Here is a 16,030-nt window from a genome sequence, read left to right as displayed (position 1 = left end):
GGGCATCCTGGCTCAGTTTCGCTGCGACACTGCCGCTCCCGCCAGCGGATCGAGGCGCATCGTCATGAGGGTGGCCGCCGCCATCAGCAGGCCGATCGCGAACCACCCATGCCGGAAATCGGTCAGCGACAGTGCGGAAGCATCGCGCAATGCCTGCGATGCCCCGAGCACCGAAGCGGCCAACGCCACGGCCAGCGCCATCGAGACCTGCTGGAGCATGGTGGCCAATGCGCTCGCGCCGGCACGCATGTCGTCCGGCACATCGGCGAAGGCGAGGGTCGTGATTGCGGTGAAGTTCATCGAACGCACCATGCCGGCGACGAACAACAGCACGCACACCAGCGGCAGCGGATCGCCCGGCGACAGCAGTCCGCAGGCAAACAGCGTGATGGTGCAGAGCGCGCCGTTGACCGACAGCACGCGGCGGAAGCCGAAGCGGCGCAGCACCGGCGTGGTCGCGCTCTTCATCACCAGATTGCCGGCCATGTAGACCAGCAGCATCGAGCCGGCCTGGAAGGCATTCATGCCGAAGCCGATCTGGAACATCAGCGGCAGCAGGAAGGGCGAGGCGTTGATCGCCACCCGCGACATGAAGCCGGCGGTGGCGGAGGCGAGCGTGAAGGTCGGCACGCGGAGCGCCCGCAGGTCCAGCATCGGATGGGCGGCGCGCCGGGCATGGCGCACGGACGCCACCGCCGCCGATGCGCCGACGGCCAGAAGCGCCATGGTGAAACCGTTGCCGTCATGGACTTCTCCCAGGCGCGTGAAGCCTTCGACCAGCAGGCCCAGTGCGAGCGCCGTGAGGACGAATCCAAGCGCGTCGAAGCGCGCCTTGCTGTCGCCTGCGCGGCGCGGGAACAGTCGCAGGATCAGCCACACACCCACCAATCCGATCGGCACGTTGAGCAGAAAAATCCAGCGCCACGATGCATGGGTCGCGATCAGCCCTCCGAGCGGCGGCCCGATCACCGGCGCGATCAGGCCGGGCCAGGTGATCATGCCGATGGCCTCGATAAGCCGGTGCTTGGGCGTCTCTCGCAGGACGACCAGACGCCCGACGGGCGACATGAACGCGGCCGAACAGCCTTGCAGCACCCGTGCGGCGACGAACACCGCAAAGGACGGTGCGAGCCCGCAGATGAGCGAGGCGACGGTGAAGATGCCGATCGCCGTGGCGAACACCGTGCGCGCACCGAAGCGCGCTGCGCACCACCCGGCGGCGGGCACGAACATCGCCATCGCGATGAGGTAGACCGTGACACCCATGCTGGCATCGAGCGTGGTGATGCCGAACCCCGTGCCAATGGCGGGCAGTGCCGTCACGATGATGGTCGCGTCCAGCGTTTCCATGAAGAACGCGGCGGCCACTGTCAGGGCGATGCGGGAGGAAGTGGTGGCGGCCGGGTTGACTTTTTCTTGCGCGCTGTCGTTCATGCCGACAGTGTCGTCGACCGGTGCAAAGCCTGCATGCGGGCCTTGGTGCGTCAGTCCGCGACGCGCGGCGCGGGCCGGGCGCCTGGTTCGATCGAGCCATCGGCTCGCCCCAGGAAGTAGAGATAGATGGCGTCGATGTTCTCGGCAATGAGCGGATTGCCTCGATAGCCCGGCATGCCCCGCGGCGGATTGCCGTCGAGCACCGCGCGCACAAAGGACTCGCGGTTTTGGGTACGGGCGTAGTCAACGATGGATGGCGCGGCCAGGCCCTCGTAACCCTTGCCGTGGCAGCGCTCGCAATTGACGGTGCGTAGCGCTTGCCACGCGCTCGCGATGCGCGGATCGTCCATTGGACGGTGCGCTTCCTGCGCAGAGAGTCGGCCCCATGGTGCGAGTCCCGCGCATAGCGCCACGGTCCAGGTTGCCGCGCTAAGCGTGATGCCGGAGCCGCCGATACGCACGAGTGCCGGTGCCTTTGATCGCATGTTGCGGTTGCTAGCGGCTCGCGTTGGCAATCTGCCCGACGAATCTCCAGCCTTCGTCGAATACATAGATGAAGGTGAAGCCGGTCGGTCCGTCAATGAATACGGTGAGCGGACGCTCCAGTGGCGGTTGCTCGTCGGTCGGCATCGGGGGCGGATTGAGCGCAGTCTTCAGGGGTTGCGCATCGGCGTCCAGCCCGGCATGAAGGCGCCAGCCGGCTTCCGCGGTATAGACCAGTGTCGAAGGATTGCCCGTGGGGCCACTCAGCAAGAGCGTGAGCGGCGTGCCCTGCACCTGAGATGGGGCACGCATTGTTTGGGCGGAAGCCAGTGATGCTCCGCCGGCCAGGGCGCTGGTGATAACGATGGCTACTGGCACGCGCCAGAACGAGCGCAACGCAGTTGACAGCTTCATGATCGACTCCCGGTGAAACAAGGTTGAGTGCAAGGGTTCGCGCGACTTCGCTTCGAACTGTCTGGAATCGTAGGAAGACAGACGCTTTTGCGATGTGCCTTGGCGCACTCAAAAGGTTGGGAGCACCGTTTCTTGTCCCCAGAATGAGGGAGGCGGCCGACGAGTGAACATATCGACCATGCTGTGCCGCGCCCGGCTTGGCCCTACCATCAGGCCTCGCTGAGCAAGCGTGCCGCGGCGCGCGCGAGCGGCTCGTCATCCTCGTCGTCGTAGAAGGTGAATCCCGGCGAGGGATTGACCTCGAAGCAGACCCAGTCGCCTTGCGGCCTGCGACGCAGGTCGATCCCGGCCATGACGAGCCCCAGCGAAGCGGCCAGCGCGCGCAGGCGGGGCCTGAGTTCGTCGGGCACTTGCCAGGGCCTCAATCGAACGCCGGCCGCGCCCGCATAGCGGTAGTCGTCGGCGTCCGATTCGATCGCGTGGCCGTGGATCTCGTCGCCGATCACGTGCACGCGGTAGTCGGTTCCGGGCACGTATTCCTGGAACTGGGTCGGGCAGGTGGGCAGGTGCGCAAGCCGGTCGGCGTCGTCCGGCGACAGGCGCGAGACGATGCTGCGCACGCCGCTGCAGGACTTGTAGATGACGCTGCCATGGCGCTTCCAGAAGCGGCGCAGCGCGTCGGGGTCGTTCGTCACGAGCGTGTCGGGCACTGCGAACCCGGCTTGCGTGATCAATGCCGCCTGGTAGGGCTTGGAGCTGTTCGATCCCATTGCGGACAAACGGTTGACGACGAGCGCCGGCGTCAGCTCGAGCCAGCAGCCCAGGGCCTCGTCGATCGCGGCGGCGTGAAGCCTGGCGCCGGTGGTGCCCAGCGTCGATGCGTCCTCTGCGCGCACCGGGTCCAGGGGCCTCGCGTAGATCGACCGGATGCGATCGAGCTCGCAGCGTTGGTCGCCGACCTGGATCCAGCCCGTGGGGACGCCATCGATCTCGATGTCGATCGACGTTTCGCCGGAGCGCGTCTGGTCGACGAGGAACATCGGCGTTCCGAGGCGGCTCAGCGCGGTGCAGACGGCGGCGATCGGGAGATCGAATGGAGAACCCCACAGCAGAACGGGGCCCGTCGCGCGGTATTCGCTCATAGGAGTACCTTCGTGCTGCGCACTGCGGTGCGAGCTTGCTTGGGGCGGCCCGGCGCGGCGCTCATGGCACGCAATCCATCAAGGCATCGCCGATCGGCTCGTCGGAGAGATCGGGCCAGGGGTCGGCGCCGACGAAGCGTGCGTTGCTGTCTTCCGCATCGAAGAGCACGCCGAGCAGTGGCATGCCGGCGCCATCGGCGAGCCGCCGTGCATGGGCGCGCAATCGCGGATGTGCATGGCCGAGGATCGTCGGGCCGACGACGTCGAGGCGAACGCACGCTTCAGGCGGGGCTTGCAGGCCCGGCATGGGCGCGCCGGGCCGCAGCGCACGCCGCACCGGGGCCGCGGGCACCTCCAGGTCGAGCGCAAGCTTCACCCAGTGTTCCCTGCACCACGCCGGCCCCGACAGGGAAGGGACGAAGGGGCGGTTCATCACCGGGCATGTCAGCGCCGACAGCCAGGCGCCAAGGAAGGCAGTCATCTCGCTCGCCACGTAGTCGCGATCGGCCTGGGCCACGTGCGGCAGCTGCGCCGGCGCGATGGCGGCGAGCCGCGTGATCACCCCGCGAAGCACCGACCCGGGGATGGCGAGACCCTCCACGACGGCGACGGAAGCGGCCGGATCGTCCACGCGATGGCACCAGCCCGCGCACGAGAGGTCCGAGGGCTTCAGCAGGCGCGCGCCATCCTTGCGATGGCGTGCGACGAAGGCCTGCGCCGCGGCATCCCGCTCATCGGCGAGCACGAGCAGCGGCCGCTCAGCCACCGCCGCCCGTGCCCGGGTTGGTGGGCGCTGCCGGCGCCGCGGGAAGCCCGACGTCCGGCCGTTGCGCAGGAGCGATGAAGGAGCGCTGCGGGATCGCCGGCGAAGCGATCACCGCGGGGCCCGCGATCACGGGACTGGCCACGGGCGCGCGCACCACCACGTCGCTGACCTTCTCGGCGAGTACCACCTTGTCGATGCGCACGGCCTTGTCGACAGCGGCCTCCTTGTCCTTGTCCTTGTCTTTCCCCTTGACGCGCACCGTCACCGTGGCCTGGGCGCTTCGCCGCGGGTCGGCGGCGCTCGTCGCGACCACGTTGAACACGCCGGCCGCGCCCGGTGCCACGTAGTTGCCCGACGCGCTGATGGAGCCGCCATTGCAACTCCACGTCACGCCCGTGTCGACGCCGCCCGGGATGGCGACCCCGCTGCTGCCGACGCTGGCCGTGAACTGCTGCGAGGTGCCGGCGAGCAACAGCGCCGTCGGCGGAGACACGGCGACGCTGAGCACCACGACGGTGAAGTTCGTCGTGAGCGAGGTTGTCAACTGCGAATTCGGAATGGCCGGCACGCTGGCCGTCACGTTCACGACGCTGCTCGACGCCGGTGCCGTGACCGTGATCGGGAAGGTCGCGGTGGTCTGCCCCGCCGGGATCGTCAGGGGATTGCCGCCGTTCAGCACGACCGAGATCGTCGGCGAGCTGCTGGCCGCCAGCGTCACCGTCACCGGCGCCTGTGCGACGCTGGCGAGCACGACCTGCCCGGTCACCCCGCCGTCGCCGAGCAGCACCGCCGCGTTGAGTCCGAAGCTGCGCAGCGAGACCGGCGTGGCGGCGAGTTGCAAGGTGAACCAGCTCTCGAAGTCGCTGTAGCGGCGGCCGCAGCCCGAGGGAAAGGCCAGGTCGGTGCGCAGGCTGTTGGTGCGCGATGCACTCAACCCCGGTTGGCCGCGGACTTCGCCGTCGAGATAGAGCCGCTCCTGACCAAGGTCGCCCCAGATGAAGTTGCCCTTCATCCGCACGCGCACGCGCGCCTGCCCGCCGCTCAGCGCGTTGACCACGCTTTGCGCCGCGGGGCTGGGCACCCACAGGAGGGTGCTGGATTTCGCCTGCCAGCTGATCGGATTGCCAGGCAGCACCACCGGTACCGACATCGTCAACGCGGGCTGGGCATTGGCGGGCTGGTTCGGCACGGGGGTTGGAATCTCGACCGTGACGATCATCGAGTTGTCGGAAGCCGTCATCAATGCCACGTTCGTCGGCACCGGCGTGCCCGTGCCCGGGTCGAGGTTGACCGTGTATTGCCCGATCGGCGCCCCATCCATCGAGATCGACAGGCCGGTGACGAACTGCGAGAGCTGCAGCACGTCGTCGTTCTGCCAGCTGATCCCGGTGATGTGGAGCGCGGCAGGCACGTCCGTCAGGGGCGCGAAGGTGGGGCGGCAATCGGTGATCAGGCTGCCCGCCGAGGTGCCCGCCCAGCGAAGCAGCCCGATGCGCGCGAAGTGATGGACGACGCCGCTCGGCGGCTGCGGCGCGGCATGGTTCCATTCGACGCTGGCCGTCGCGCCAGAACGCGCGGGGATGAGCCAGTAGTCGCCGGTCGCGTACTGGCCCGCGGTGAACTGCACCTGCACGCCGAGTTCGAGGTCCAGCCAGCCGCCGCCGCCCGCGGGCACCACGGTGGCGGTGCCGTCCCAGCGCCGCATCTTCGGTTTCAGGGATGCATCGATCGGCGTCGGCGATGCGGCGAAAGTCACCGTCGAGGTGGCGGGCTGGACGGTGGCGATCTGGATCAATTGCCCCGGCCTGCCGTGCAATTCGTCGGCATCGCCGAGGATCTCGACCCACTGGCCGTTCGCCAGGCCCAGTGCATCGTCCGGGCCGGTGCTGTCGACGGTCAGCGTGCTGCCGCTGAACGACTGGATGGGCGTGACGACGCTGCCGTTGTCACGCGACCATTTGAAGGTCGCGTGGCCGTCGGTGCCGGCGGTGTGGATCTCGACCCGGTAGAGCTGGTTCTCGAGCCCGCGATAGCCCCCGCCGGGAGGGATCAGGCAGGGGCCCGTCTGCCCCAGCGAAGGGGCAGCGCGAGCCGAGAGCGCGCCGCTGCCGCCGCCGGTCAGCGCGTCCCATTCGGGGAAGGCCGTGCCGCAGGCCGGCGCATCGGTTGCGGGCGGCGTGACGGCGAGCAGCTTCAGCTGGCAGATTGTCTTCGCGCGAACGGCTGTGTCCGGGCCGCCGAGCGCCGACTCGCGGATGGCGGGGTCGTCGAACGCACTGACGAGGCGCTGCCAGACGTCGAGGTAGGCGACGTAGAGCCCTTTGGGTAGCGCGAGTGCGGCCGCATTGGCGCCGGCCGCAGCCGTCGCGAAGTCGGGGTTCGGAAAGTCGGCTTGCGTCAGGTAGGTCGTGATTCGGCGAAGCACGCCGTTGAAGGTGCCGGTGGCCGGCGTCGGGGGCCGCGTGATCGCGGCACCAAGCGTCAACGTGAGCGCGCCGTCGGAGGCGGCCACGGTAGTGATGCGCAGGATCTGCGACGCATCCGCCGTGACGTTCAGCAGCACCCACTGGCCAACGTGGAAGTCCGCGAGATCGGAGCGCGGCAAGGCCACCTGCGCCTTGTTGTCGCCGGTGCTGCTGAAGGCAAGGGTCTGGCCCGGCTCGATCTCGCACGGGATGCCGTCGACGTAGTAGCGGCCTGACGTGATCGTCAGGTCGCTGCCGTCGGCGGTGAAGCCCAGGCCGAAGCCCGGGTTGTCCTGCGGAGCGCCGCTCGGGCCGATCACGTCGATGCCGAGGCGCTCGCCGCGGTAGGCGTTGATGGCCTGCTGTTCGTTCCAGTCGGCGTCGACCTGCACCCGGCCCTGCTGCTGGAGCACGGCGCTGTAGTGCTTGTGCGGATTGAAGGTATTGCGGCTGAAGTCGGCTTTCATGTTGTTCCTCCTCTTTGGCTCAGTCGGCAAAAAGCAGGCCGCCGTCGAGACCGACGCGCAGGTACTCCGCCAGGCGCAGGCGCAGGTTGCTCTCGCGCTGCTGGGCCATCTGTTCGTGGTGGACGCCCATTTCGGCGCCGTCGTCGGCACCCGTGCGGATCTCGTTGGCCGAGCGCCGGGCAAGTTGGCAATAGGACGCGTCGCCGTAGCGCAGCGAATCGAAGAGGGGCACGACGCGGCTCGCATCGGCCGCCGACGCGGGCTGGCAGCGGTAGCGACGCGGCACGATCGATTCGAGCGGCAGGTACGAGAAGCGCAGGCAACCTTCCTGCCGCCGCTCGGACCACACCGGTGCCGGCCACGGTGTGCCGCCGCCGGAGAGACTTGCACGCGCGTGGAAGATGCAGTTCGAGCCCGAGGCGATCGCCGTGCTGTGGACCCGCCCTATGAGCGTGCAGTCGGTGGCCTGGAGTGCGCCGCCCGCTGCGTCGCCGTCGACGGCCGCGAAGGCCACCGCGGCGGGGTCGCCGGCATCGACGATGCAGTTCGTCAGGCTCACACTGCACTCCGCGGCGATGCGCATCGTGCCGACGACGCAATGGTCCAGTTCGACCCGCGTGCCTTTCGTCTCGACGAGCAGCCCGGAGGTCCCGGGAACGAGCGTGCAGTGCACCAGCCGCAGGGTATCGGGCCCCTGTCCGTTGGCCGTGGCCGCGAGATGCAGCGCGCCGCCGCTGATGACGAGACCGTTGAGTGTCAGTTCGGAACCGGTCGCGCCGCTGATCTTCAGCTCGCCCGACAGTTGCAGGACCGGCCGCGTCTGGTCCGCGGCACGCAGCTCGACGACGGCATTGGCCGCGAGCGCGACGGAAGGCGTCTCGGCCCAGGTCGCGCTGCTCGGGAACTGCACCGCGCCACCGGATGCGACGGCGGTGAGGGCCGTCTGCACGCTGCCGCTCGCGGACGGGACCTCGACCACGGGTTGGAGGCCGAGAGAGAGCGTTGACAGCCGCTCGTATTCACCGCCGCCGATGTCCGATGCGCTGGCGCGATGGAACCAGACCTGCAGTGGTTTCGGCGGCGCCGCGGCGAATGCGATGCGCCCGCGCTGCGGATCGATCAGCGCGCTGCCCGCCACGGGCACGTGGGCCCATTTCGTGCCGCCGGCATCGAGGTCCGACAGATCGGCGGACAGCAGCTCGGTGCCGGCGGGCAGGCCGGCGATGAACATCGACAGGTCCTGTCCGTAGAAGCCGTTCAGGTCGGCCGCCAGCGCGCGGCGGCTGATCGGCACCGGCAGGTTCGATTCGCGCGCCAGCGGCGCGTCGCCCGGCAACGGCTGCGGGCGGTTGAAGAGCTGCGTGTCGGTGCCGAGGGGGTTGAAGAAGAAGCGCAGATCATCCAGTGCGAAAGCCGTGGCTTGTGACAGGCCGGTGCTTTCCTGGGTCCACAGGTGGATGCCGACGTTGGGCAGGTTCCAGCGTCCGCCGCATCCGAGCCCGCGCACTTCGGCCGTGTGGGCCGCGCTGTCGAAGGGCGAACCGATGCGCTCGAGCACCGGCTGGCGCCGCATGTCGACCGTGCCGCCGGCGCCTGCGCGCACGTGCTTCACGCATTGGGTCACCGCGAGCCCGAGGAAGTACTCGACGACATGGGCATCCCAGCCCGTGACGTCGCGGGACAGCCGCTCGAGCACGGTGATCGTGCCCTTGCCGCGCCGCAGGTTGATCGTGTTGGCCACCTCGGCGCGCGGGCTGCTGATGGTCGCGGCCACGCCGTTGAGCTGCCTGTAGCCGATCAGATCGCCGATGTAGGGCACGACCCAATCGGCGCAGGTCTCGATGAACTGGTCGTCGTAGAGCTGGGCCAGGTCTTCCTGCAGCACCTGCACCTGCTCGGCCAGCACGTCGAGCAGCCGCGCGAGCGCGCCGCCCTGGTCGGCATCGCGCAGCCTGTAGATCGCAGGCAGCAGTTGAAGGAGGGCGTCGCCGTCGAGTGTCATGGGGGGGCCTCCGCCCAGGTCGCGACCAGGTTCAACGGCCTCGGGTCCAACGTCAGCAACTCGGCGGCGAGGACGCTCGCGCCGGAGCCCACCTGGGGCAGCGCCGCGTCGATCTGCGCGTTTTCGCGCAGCACGGCGATGCGCGCAGCCGGCACGAAGAGCGCCGTGTCGGTGCGCCGCAGCGCCGAGACCTGCACCGCCACCACGCCCGGCACACCTTGCAGCAGCGCGATGATCTCGCTGCGCGTCACCGCCTGGCCGAAGCCGCGCCGCGCAAAGGAGAACGCATCGCGCGCGGCCTGCTGTGCTGCGGCCAGCACGGCATCCATGTCAAAGGCCGGATCGACCATGAGGTTCGCGCTGAAGGTGAAGGCGCCGCGCCGGTAGCTGCTGAGCCGCACCGGGACGTTCGGCTCGGCCGAATCGCCGATCGCGGTGAGCAGGTGGCCGAAGACCGCGCCGCCCGATTCCACGTCGGCGCCGTCGATGCCGGCGACCGTGAGGAAGACGCCGCGGGTCTGCCCGGACCAGGTCCAGGTGGCGAGCGCCTTGGCGATGCCGCCGAAGGCGCGGGCGAAGTCCTCGTAGTCCTGCAGCGAAACGATGCGGCCGAGCGTGCTCAGGCCGAGCGCTGCGTTCGTGCGGATGTCGTCGGCCGTCTCGGCATCGGTGCCTCCGGTGGCGGGCGTCGGATTGATGACCCCCTGCACGCCGAGCGGGCGCGTCTGCAGCAGCGTGAGCTGGCCCGAAGCAACATTGCCGACCGCGCCGATGCCCTTGCGGTAGCTGGCGACGATGTTCTCCGTGCCGGTTGCCGGCCGAGCGCCGTTGACGCCGTCGCCGAAGCTCAGGCTGGTGCTGCCGTCGTCATTGAGGCGGGCGATGTAGACGCGGTCCCTCGCGGCGCTGCCGTAGAAGTCGTGGACCTCGCTCCACCGCACGCCGTTCACGCGCAGTGCGAGGGTCGATGCGACACCGCTCGGCGTCGCCGCGCTGACGTAGGTGAGCGGCGATTGCCGCAGCGTGAAGCGTTGCGAAGGCAGGCTCGCATTGCCGCTGCCCAGCACTTCGTTCACGCCGCTGCCGTGCGTGGCGGACGCGACGTTGCCGTTGATCGTGACGGTCTTTCGGACATAGGCCTGTGTCAGTGCGCTGACCAGCGACAGCGTGGTGCCGCCGTCGGCGCCGATCGCATGCTCGACCGACTGAATCTGCACCATCTCGCTCGCGTAGTTGCCGGGCGAGTCGGCGAGTTCGCCCGTGACGATCAGCCGCTGGCCGGCGTAGAGGCCGTCGACCCAGGTGTCGAGGTCGATCTGGCTGTCGGCCGGCAGCGGGTCCTCGTTCGGCAGGCGCGCCAGGGGCAGGGCTTCGCTCTCTGCCTGCAGGGTGGCGCCGCGGTAGTTGCTGAAGTTCGGATAGGAGACCGACACGGGCCCGCCGTCGCTCTGGCCGACCACCGACAGCCGAAGCTGGGTGACCTTGCCGCTCATCGTGTATTTCGCAATGCCGTGTTCGGCGACGCCGTCGACATTGGCGACGACCCAGTGCTCGCCCTGGCTGTCACTCCATCTCAGCGCCGCAAAGCTGGGCGCCGCGTCGCCGCCCGGCGCGATGCGCGGGTAGGTGGCATCGAGCAGCGGGTCGAGCGTGTCGGAGGGCGGCTGCCAATCGCCGTCGGTACCGCGGTCGTCCGAATACTGGCCCGCGATGGCGGCTGGCAGACTGCGCGGATCGGGCGCGTTGTAGCCGAAGAGCGAAGCCTTCGTGCGCAACGCATGGACACTCGGCGCGACCGGTGGAGAGTACGCCGCGAGGGTCCTGAACAGTTGGGTGAGCTTGAGTCCGAGGCGCCAGCCGAAGACATTCAGGTCGTCGGCGCGCGCGATGAAAGGCACGTTGGCGGCCAACACCTGCTGCGTCACGAAGGACCAGTTGCGTGGGGCCGCGAACGTGGTCGCAATGTTCAGCGGCACCGTGTCGACGCGCAGCGAATCAATGGCGATCAACGGACGCAGCCGGTGCGGCGGAGGCGGCGCGGGAACCGGTACCTGGGCCCCGGAGATCGCCGGCCGCAGCGTCACGCGGGTCTGCTGCTCGGCCGCCATCGGCGTCACGCCGGACACCGTGCGCAGCACCGGGCGGCTTCCTGGCTCGCTGGGTGTCACGACCACGCTGTCACCGGGCTTGAGGCCCGTCGACACGCCGCTCAGCAGCACATCCGTCGTGTCGGCATCCACCGTCTGTGCAAAGCTCAGGCTCGGCCGGAACGCATTCCACTCGACCCTGGCCGGAACGGTCTCGATGGTCTCGAAGGTCTGCGGCAGGCCGCCGGGCAGCGGGATGCTCTGCACGCGCGTGCCCGCGGGAATGTCGACCGCCGTCGACGGCGTTCCGGGCGCCTGCATCATCGTGAATGCAAGCCAGGTGCTGGCGGCCACACCGGGTTGCGGCACATAGCCGACCAGTTCCGCGAGGCCTGCGAGCGATCGTCGTTCGGTGGCGGTGCGCAGGAAGGATTCGTTGGCGATGCGCTCCTGGTAGAAGCTGAGCACGTCCGCCACGCTGGCCCAGGCGTCGATCAGGCCGAGCGTGAAGTCACTGGTGTCGCGTGTGCGGAGTTCGGGCAGCGTGCCGAGGCGTGCCTGCATGCTTTCCTTGAAAAGCGGCTGCGTTCCGACCCGGTAGCTGATCGACGACAGACCCGCGCGGTTGGCCACGACCCCCGGCGTTTGCGGCGACACGCCAGCGCATGCGCCGCAGGCGTCCAGCACGCCAGGCGAGGGGTTGGAGCTGGTGCTCATTTTCCGCCCCTCACCACGAAGCTGAAGACGCCGCGTTCCGGAAAGTCCGGGTTGTTGTCCAGGCGCGCCACTTCGAGGCGCCCGATCGGCAGCACGCCCGCATCGAGCGCCGCGCGGCCCGCGTCGCCGCGTCGCTGGAAGGTCGTGATCTGCACCGACGCGACGCCGTCGATCGCCATCGCCGCCGCATACAGCGGGCTCGAATACACGTCCTGGCCGATGCGGAAGTTGTCCGGGTGGAAGAGGCCAAGCCGCCCATCCGGCCGCACGCGGCTGTTGAAGACCTCCGACAGCGCCTGCGAGACCTCGGCGCCGAAGTACTCCGGCCGCGCCGTGACCTGCATCGCGATCTCGAGCGGCACCGCGATCGGCGCCTCGATCTCCAGGTCATGGCCGGCCATGCGCAGGCTCTCGAGCGACTGAGCGAGCCGGGCCTCCGCCGCCGCATCCAGCGCGCCGCCGCCGAAGGGATCGACCGTGACGAAGACGCTGCGCCAGCTCCCGGTCCACCGCATCGTGGCGGCCGCGCTTTGCACGCCGGGGAGCTTCGCGGCGAGGCGCGCGTAGTCGTCGGTCGTGACCGCGCGTTGTTGCGTGCGCAGCGCATACGGCGCCTTCGCGCGCACCGAGGCGATGCTTTCGGGCTCGGTGCCGCCACTGGCCGGCAGCGGCTGACGAATGCCGACGATGGCCGGGTCGTCCGTCACGATGCGCACCAGCGTTCCGGCGCCGACGTTGCCGGCGCTGCCCATGCCGACGCGGTAGCTGGCATTGAACACCGTCTCGGACGCCGGGCGCCGCCCGTGCGTGCCATCACCGAAGCGCAGCCACGCCACGCCCGCGTCGTCGGGCTCGACGACGAAGTGCGGATCGTCCGCATGGCTTCCGAGCAGGTCCTGCTGCGCGAACCAGTCGACCGACTGTCCCTCGAGGCTGCCGGCGAGCTGGATGGCGGGCACGGCGCTCGCCGCATCGGGCTGCTGCAGCGCTGCCGCCGATGCGCCGAGGTCCGCGGGATCGAAGGGCACGGCCCAGGTGATCGGCGACTGGGTCAGCCGGGGGCGGAAGCGCGGCGGCACCGGCTCCCGCTGCGACGCAGTGCACATCGTGCCGCTCGCCACCGGCGCGCGATAGAGCGTCGGCTGGGGCACTTCGCCGATGACCTCGGCCGCCGCGAGGCGCTGCCCATGGTCGGTCATCACGATGTTGCCCCGGGCGATGCTGATGTCGCTCACGTCGGTCTCCGTGCTGTTCTTCGCGATGCGCGCAGACAGGCAAAGCGGAAAGGCCAGCGCATCGTCCGCGGCCCACGCGATCTGCGTGACGAGTTGCTTGTAGAGCGGGTCCTGGAGGGGCTGGCCCTTGGCGTCGTTGATCGTGACGCTGACCAGTCGCACCGCCTGGCGATGGGTCGGGTCCGCATCAACGGGCAGTCCCGTCTCGGGCCCCAGCACTTCCTCGAAGACCAGCACGTCGCCCGCCTTCAGTTGGGGAAAGCGCCCGCGCAAGGTCGCCTGCGTCGCGCCCCGGGGCAGCGCACAGCGGCGGTCGCCCCAGGTATGGAAGCCGATCTGCTGATGCGCCTGGAAGAGCGTCGCGGCCTGCGCCGTCTCGAACACGACGGGTTGGCCCGCCAACGCCGCGGCGTAACCGGCCTTCGCGACGACCGGCGTGGCGCCTGCCTTGCCGCCGAGGATCGGCGTATGCGCCGGCAGCACCACGTTGTCCGCCTGCACCTGCACCTGCACCCAGGCGCGGGCGCTGCAGCCTTCCTGCATGAAGTAGTCGACGAGTCGGGCATGTCGCCGCACCGAAGTGCGCAGACGCGCGGTGCCCAGGTAGGCCTCGGTCGCCACCGCATCCTGCTGGTAGCTCAGGTAGTCGCCGACGTAGGCGAGCATCTCGACCAGCGCGACGCCCAGATCGGCCACGTGGGTTTCCTGCCAGCCGGGGACCTGCGTGGCGAGGCGGTCGAGCATGAGCTGGCGGAAGCCCGCGTAGTCCTTCGCCAGGTAGTTGAGCTCCGGCACGGCGGCCACGGTGGGCGCGCAGGTCGCGGCCGGCTGGCAGTCGAAAGGCGAGGGGCAATCCACCTTGAACGAGAACTGCACCGACGACAGCACCGGGTCCATGCCCGCCATCGGCAGGCCGCTGCCGTCCGGCTGCACGAGTTGAAGCGTGTAGGTCGAGAAGTCGCCCGGCTGGTCGACGTGCAGCACCAGCACGTCGCCGTCGTAGGTGGGCGGCTGGTCGACCACGATGCCGGTGAAGCGCTCGCCGCCGCTGATCAGCACATTGGCCGCCGTGATGCCCGCGGGCGCCGGACTGCGCAGGAAGTGCACGCGCAGGCCCTGCTGGAACTGCGCCCCGACGTCGACGACCTCGACGAAATCGATGCCGTTGAGCGTGGTCGAGTTCGCGACGTCGATGCGTCGCTGGGCGTCGCAGCAGATCGTCTGGTCCATCTCAGTCTTCCACCACGCTTCTGCGTGACCTGCTACGCATGGAATGCAGCTTGAATTCGGCGCAGGCGTCCGGGGCGCGTGGCGAGGACACCGGGTGATCCCCTCCGCGAATGTCCCCCGGCTTCGCCTCCTCCTTTATTTCGCTGCGGGGATCACCCGGCATCCTCGCCACGGGAACCGCTGTGTTGTGCCGGCCGATCAAGCACGGCCGTGATGGATCGCGTCGATGGTGTGCTCTGCGCAGCGAAATAAAGGAGGAGGCCGCAGGCCGGGGGACATTCGCGGAGCAGAGTACGCCGTCGACGTGAGCCCGCCCCATCCCTTCCGGATCTGAATGACTGGTCTTCATGCTAGCCCCCGCCCCGGGTGAATTCCGCGGACATGCGCTGCTGCGTTGCCAGCACCACGTACTGCACAGTCACCGTCACCGTGCTGTCCACACTCTCGACCTGCACGCCGGTGAACTTGATCAGGTCCCCGAGCCACTGCTGCAGCGCGCCCTGCACCAGGAACTGGGTCGCGGTCGCCAGCTCGGGGCTCGTCGGCGCGAAGAGCAGCTGAGCGAGCCCCGTGCCGAAGGTCGGGCGATTCACGCGCTCGCCCGGTGCGGTGAAGAGCACCTGCTCGATGAGATCGCGGATGTGATCATCGCCCGCGGCTTGCGCAGTACGGCCCTGCACATCGAATCCGTAGGGATAGCCGAGCTGCATCACGTTCCCCTTGCACGGACCTGCGACGGCGCGACCAGCACGCCGGTGCCGTTGGGCACGCACTGCGCCTGGCTGTCCACCAGCAGCACCGGCGCGCCGCCGGCCTTGACGCGGGTCGCGACGGTCGTCCACATCGCGCTCACGCACGGGCTCGGTGCACCCGAGACATTGAAGGCGCAGGCCGAGACCATGTAGGCCGCGGCTTGGGTGACCACCGCCTGCTTGTTCAAGGTGACACGCGGAAACGGCGCCGTCGCCTTCGCCTGTCCCGCATGCATGCAGGTCACCATCGAAGTCTGGTCGAGCAGGAAGCCGGGCATCAGATGACCTCCAGCGCGCCATCGTTGATCGACACGCCCGTGGCTCCGATCGCGATGCTGAACGCGGCCATCGCGAGCTTGATGCCATCGGCATCGAGCGTGAGCTTGAGCGGCACCCCCACCGCCGGGGGATTGACCTCCAGGATGAAGCCACCCACGCCGGGAAGGTCGCTCATCTGGAGGCTGATGCAGTCGGTCTTGAACACCTTCATCTCCGCGACGGCCGGCATCGCGGGCACCTCGCCAGCGCCCCAGAAGCAGCCGCTCCAGATCGCCTGCTCGGGGTTGCCGCCCTCGAACTCGACCCAGATGTTGGCGCCGACCGGCGGCACGGCGAAGAAGCCCACGCCCGAGCCGCCGTAGGGCGCACAGGGCAGGGCCCACGACAGCGTGCCCTCTCCAAGCACCGCCGCAACGCTGACCTGCACGCGCCCGAGCATCATCGGATCGACGTTGTTCTCGACCTTGCCCCGGTATTTGCCGTAGAACGGATTCACTGGATGACCTCCGTGCTTCGCACTGCGGTGCGAGCTTGCTTGGGGCGGCCCGGCGCAGCGC

Annotated in this window: 12 protein-coding genes; all 12 read right to left on the bottom strand. The window is 69.1% G+C overall.

The annotated features are described in order from the left end of the window. Positions 1–12 precede the first annotated feature (12 nt). A complete protein-coding gene (locus AC1DN9_RS00405; RefSeq protein WP_478096225.1) occupies positions 13–1,434 on the bottom strand; it encodes an MFS transporter in 1,422 nt (473 codons plus the stop codon). A 50-nt stretch (positions 1,435–1,484) separates the two neighbouring features. After that, positions 1,485–1,919: a c-type cytochrome gene (locus AC1DN9_RS00400; RefSeq protein WP_478096224.1), complete on the bottom strand. Its 435-nt coding sequence runs from the start codon at positions 1,917–1,919 to the stop codon at positions 1,485–1,487. 10 nt (positions 1,920–1,929) lie between these two features. Continuing rightward, positions 1,930–2,331: a hypothetical protein gene (locus tag AC1DN9_RS00395; protein ID WP_478096222.1), complete on the bottom strand. Its 402-nt coding sequence runs from the start codon at positions 2,329–2,331 to the stop codon at positions 1,930–1,932. A 209-nt stretch (positions 2,332–2,540) separates the two neighbouring features. After that, positions 2,541–3,473, bottom strand: coding sequence for an ATP-grasp domain-containing protein (locus AC1DN9_RS00390; protein ID WP_478096220.1), 933 nt, complete (start codon positions 3,471–3,473; stop codon positions 2,541–2,543). A 61-nt stretch (positions 3,474–3,534) separates the two neighbouring features. Further along, positions 3,535–4,239, bottom strand: a complete 705-nt coding sequence (locus AC1DN9_RS00385) for a hypothetical protein (RefSeq protein WP_478096218.1) — start codon at positions 4,237–4,239, stop codon at positions 3,535–3,537. Next, positions 4,232–7,171, bottom strand: a complete 2,940-nt coding sequence (locus AC1DN9_RS00380) for a DUF6519 domain-containing protein (protein ID WP_478096216.1) — start codon at positions 7,169–7,171, stop codon at positions 4,232–4,234. The genes AC1DN9_RS00385 and AC1DN9_RS00380 overlap by 8 nt, the downstream gene beginning before the upstream one ends. 19 nt (positions 7,172–7,190) lie before the next feature. After that, entirely contained in the window at positions 7,191–9,173 is a 1,983-nt protein-coding gene (locus tag AC1DN9_RS00375) for a hypothetical protein (RefSeq protein ID WP_478096214.1), read from the bottom strand. Further along, positions 9,170–11,977 (bottom strand): putative baseplate assembly protein, encoded by a 2,808-nt coding sequence (locus tag AC1DN9_RS00370; protein WP_478096212.1) that lies wholly within the window; start codon positions 11,975–11,977, stop codon positions 9,170–9,172. The genes AC1DN9_RS00375 and AC1DN9_RS00370 overlap by 4 nt, the downstream gene beginning before the upstream one ends. After that, on the bottom strand, positions 11,974–14,442 hold the full coding sequence (locus AC1DN9_RS00365; protein WP_478096211.1) for a putative baseplate assembly protein: 2,469 nt from the start codon (positions 14,440–14,442) through the stop codon (positions 11,974–11,976). Before AC1DN9_RS00365 ends, AC1DN9_RS00370 begins: the two co-directional genes overlap by 4 nt. 350 nt (positions 14,443–14,792) lie before the next feature. Beyond that, complete coding sequence (locus AC1DN9_RS00360) at positions 14,793–15,152, bottom strand: GPW/gp25 family protein (RefSeq protein WP_478096210.1); 360 nt, start codon at positions 15,150–15,152, stop codon at positions 14,793–14,795. Beyond that, the gene (locus AC1DN9_RS00355; protein WP_478096209.1) at positions 15,152–15,472 is read right to left on the bottom strand and encodes a hypothetical protein; all 321 of its coding nucleotides are present in this window, start codon (positions 15,470–15,472) and stop codon (positions 15,152–15,154) included. Before AC1DN9_RS00355 ends, AC1DN9_RS00360 begins: the two co-directional genes overlap by 1 nt. Beyond that, complete coding sequence (locus AC1DN9_RS00350) at positions 15,472–15,969, bottom strand: phage baseplate assembly protein V (RefSeq protein WP_478096207.1); 498 nt, start codon at positions 15,967–15,969, stop codon at positions 15,472–15,474. The genes AC1DN9_RS00355 and AC1DN9_RS00350 overlap by 1 nt, the downstream gene beginning before the upstream one ends. Between the last annotated feature and the right edge of the window lie 61 nt (positions 15,970–16,030).

It is taken from the genome of Variovorax sp. 05L425, assembly GCF_056397705.1.
The sequence above is the reverse complement of the archived record's forward strand: the minus strand, read 5'-3'. Positions and strand labels throughout refer to the sequence as shown.

Excerpts from the sequence above, each read along its gene's own strand:
- AC1DN9_RS00365 (WP_478096211.1), bottom strand. The coding sequence starts at position 14,442 with ATGGACCAGACGATCTGCTGCGACGCCCAGCGACGCATCGACGTCGCG.
- AC1DN9_RS00390 (WP_478096220.1), bottom strand. The coding sequence starts at position 3,473 with ATGAGCGAATACCGCGCGACGGGCCCCGTTCTGCTGTGGGGTTCTCCA.
- AC1DN9_RS00405 (WP_478096225.1), bottom strand. The coding sequence starts at position 1,434 with ATGAACGACAGCGCGCAAGAAAAAGTCAACCCGGCCGCCACCACTTCC.
- AC1DN9_RS00355 (WP_478096209.1), bottom strand. The coding sequence starts at position 15,472 with ATGCCCGGCTTCCTGCTCGACCAGACTTCGATGGTGACCTGCATGCAT.
- AC1DN9_RS00395 (WP_478096222.1), bottom strand. The coding sequence starts at position 2,331 with ATGAAGCTGTCAACTGCGTTGCGCTCGTTCTGGCGCGTGCCAGTAGCC.
- AC1DN9_RS00370 (WP_478096212.1), bottom strand. The coding sequence starts at position 11,977 with ATGAGCACCAGCTCCAACCCCTCGCCTGGCGTGCTGGACGCCTGCGGC.
- AC1DN9_RS00380 (WP_478096216.1), bottom strand. The coding sequence starts at position 7,171 with ATGAAAGCCGACTTCAGCCGCAATACCTTCAATCCGCACAAGCACTAC.
- AC1DN9_RS00375 (WP_478096214.1), bottom strand. The coding sequence starts at position 9,173 with ATGACACTCGACGGCGACGCCCTCCTTCAACTGCTGCCTGCGATCTAC.
- AC1DN9_RS00400 (WP_478096224.1), bottom strand. The coding sequence starts at position 1,919 with ATGCGATCAAAGGCACCGGCACTCGTGCGTATCGGCGGCTCCGGCATC.
- AC1DN9_RS00360 (WP_478096210.1), bottom strand. The coding sequence starts at position 15,152 with ATGCAGCTCGGCTATCCCTACGGATTCGATGTGCAGGGCCGTACTGCG.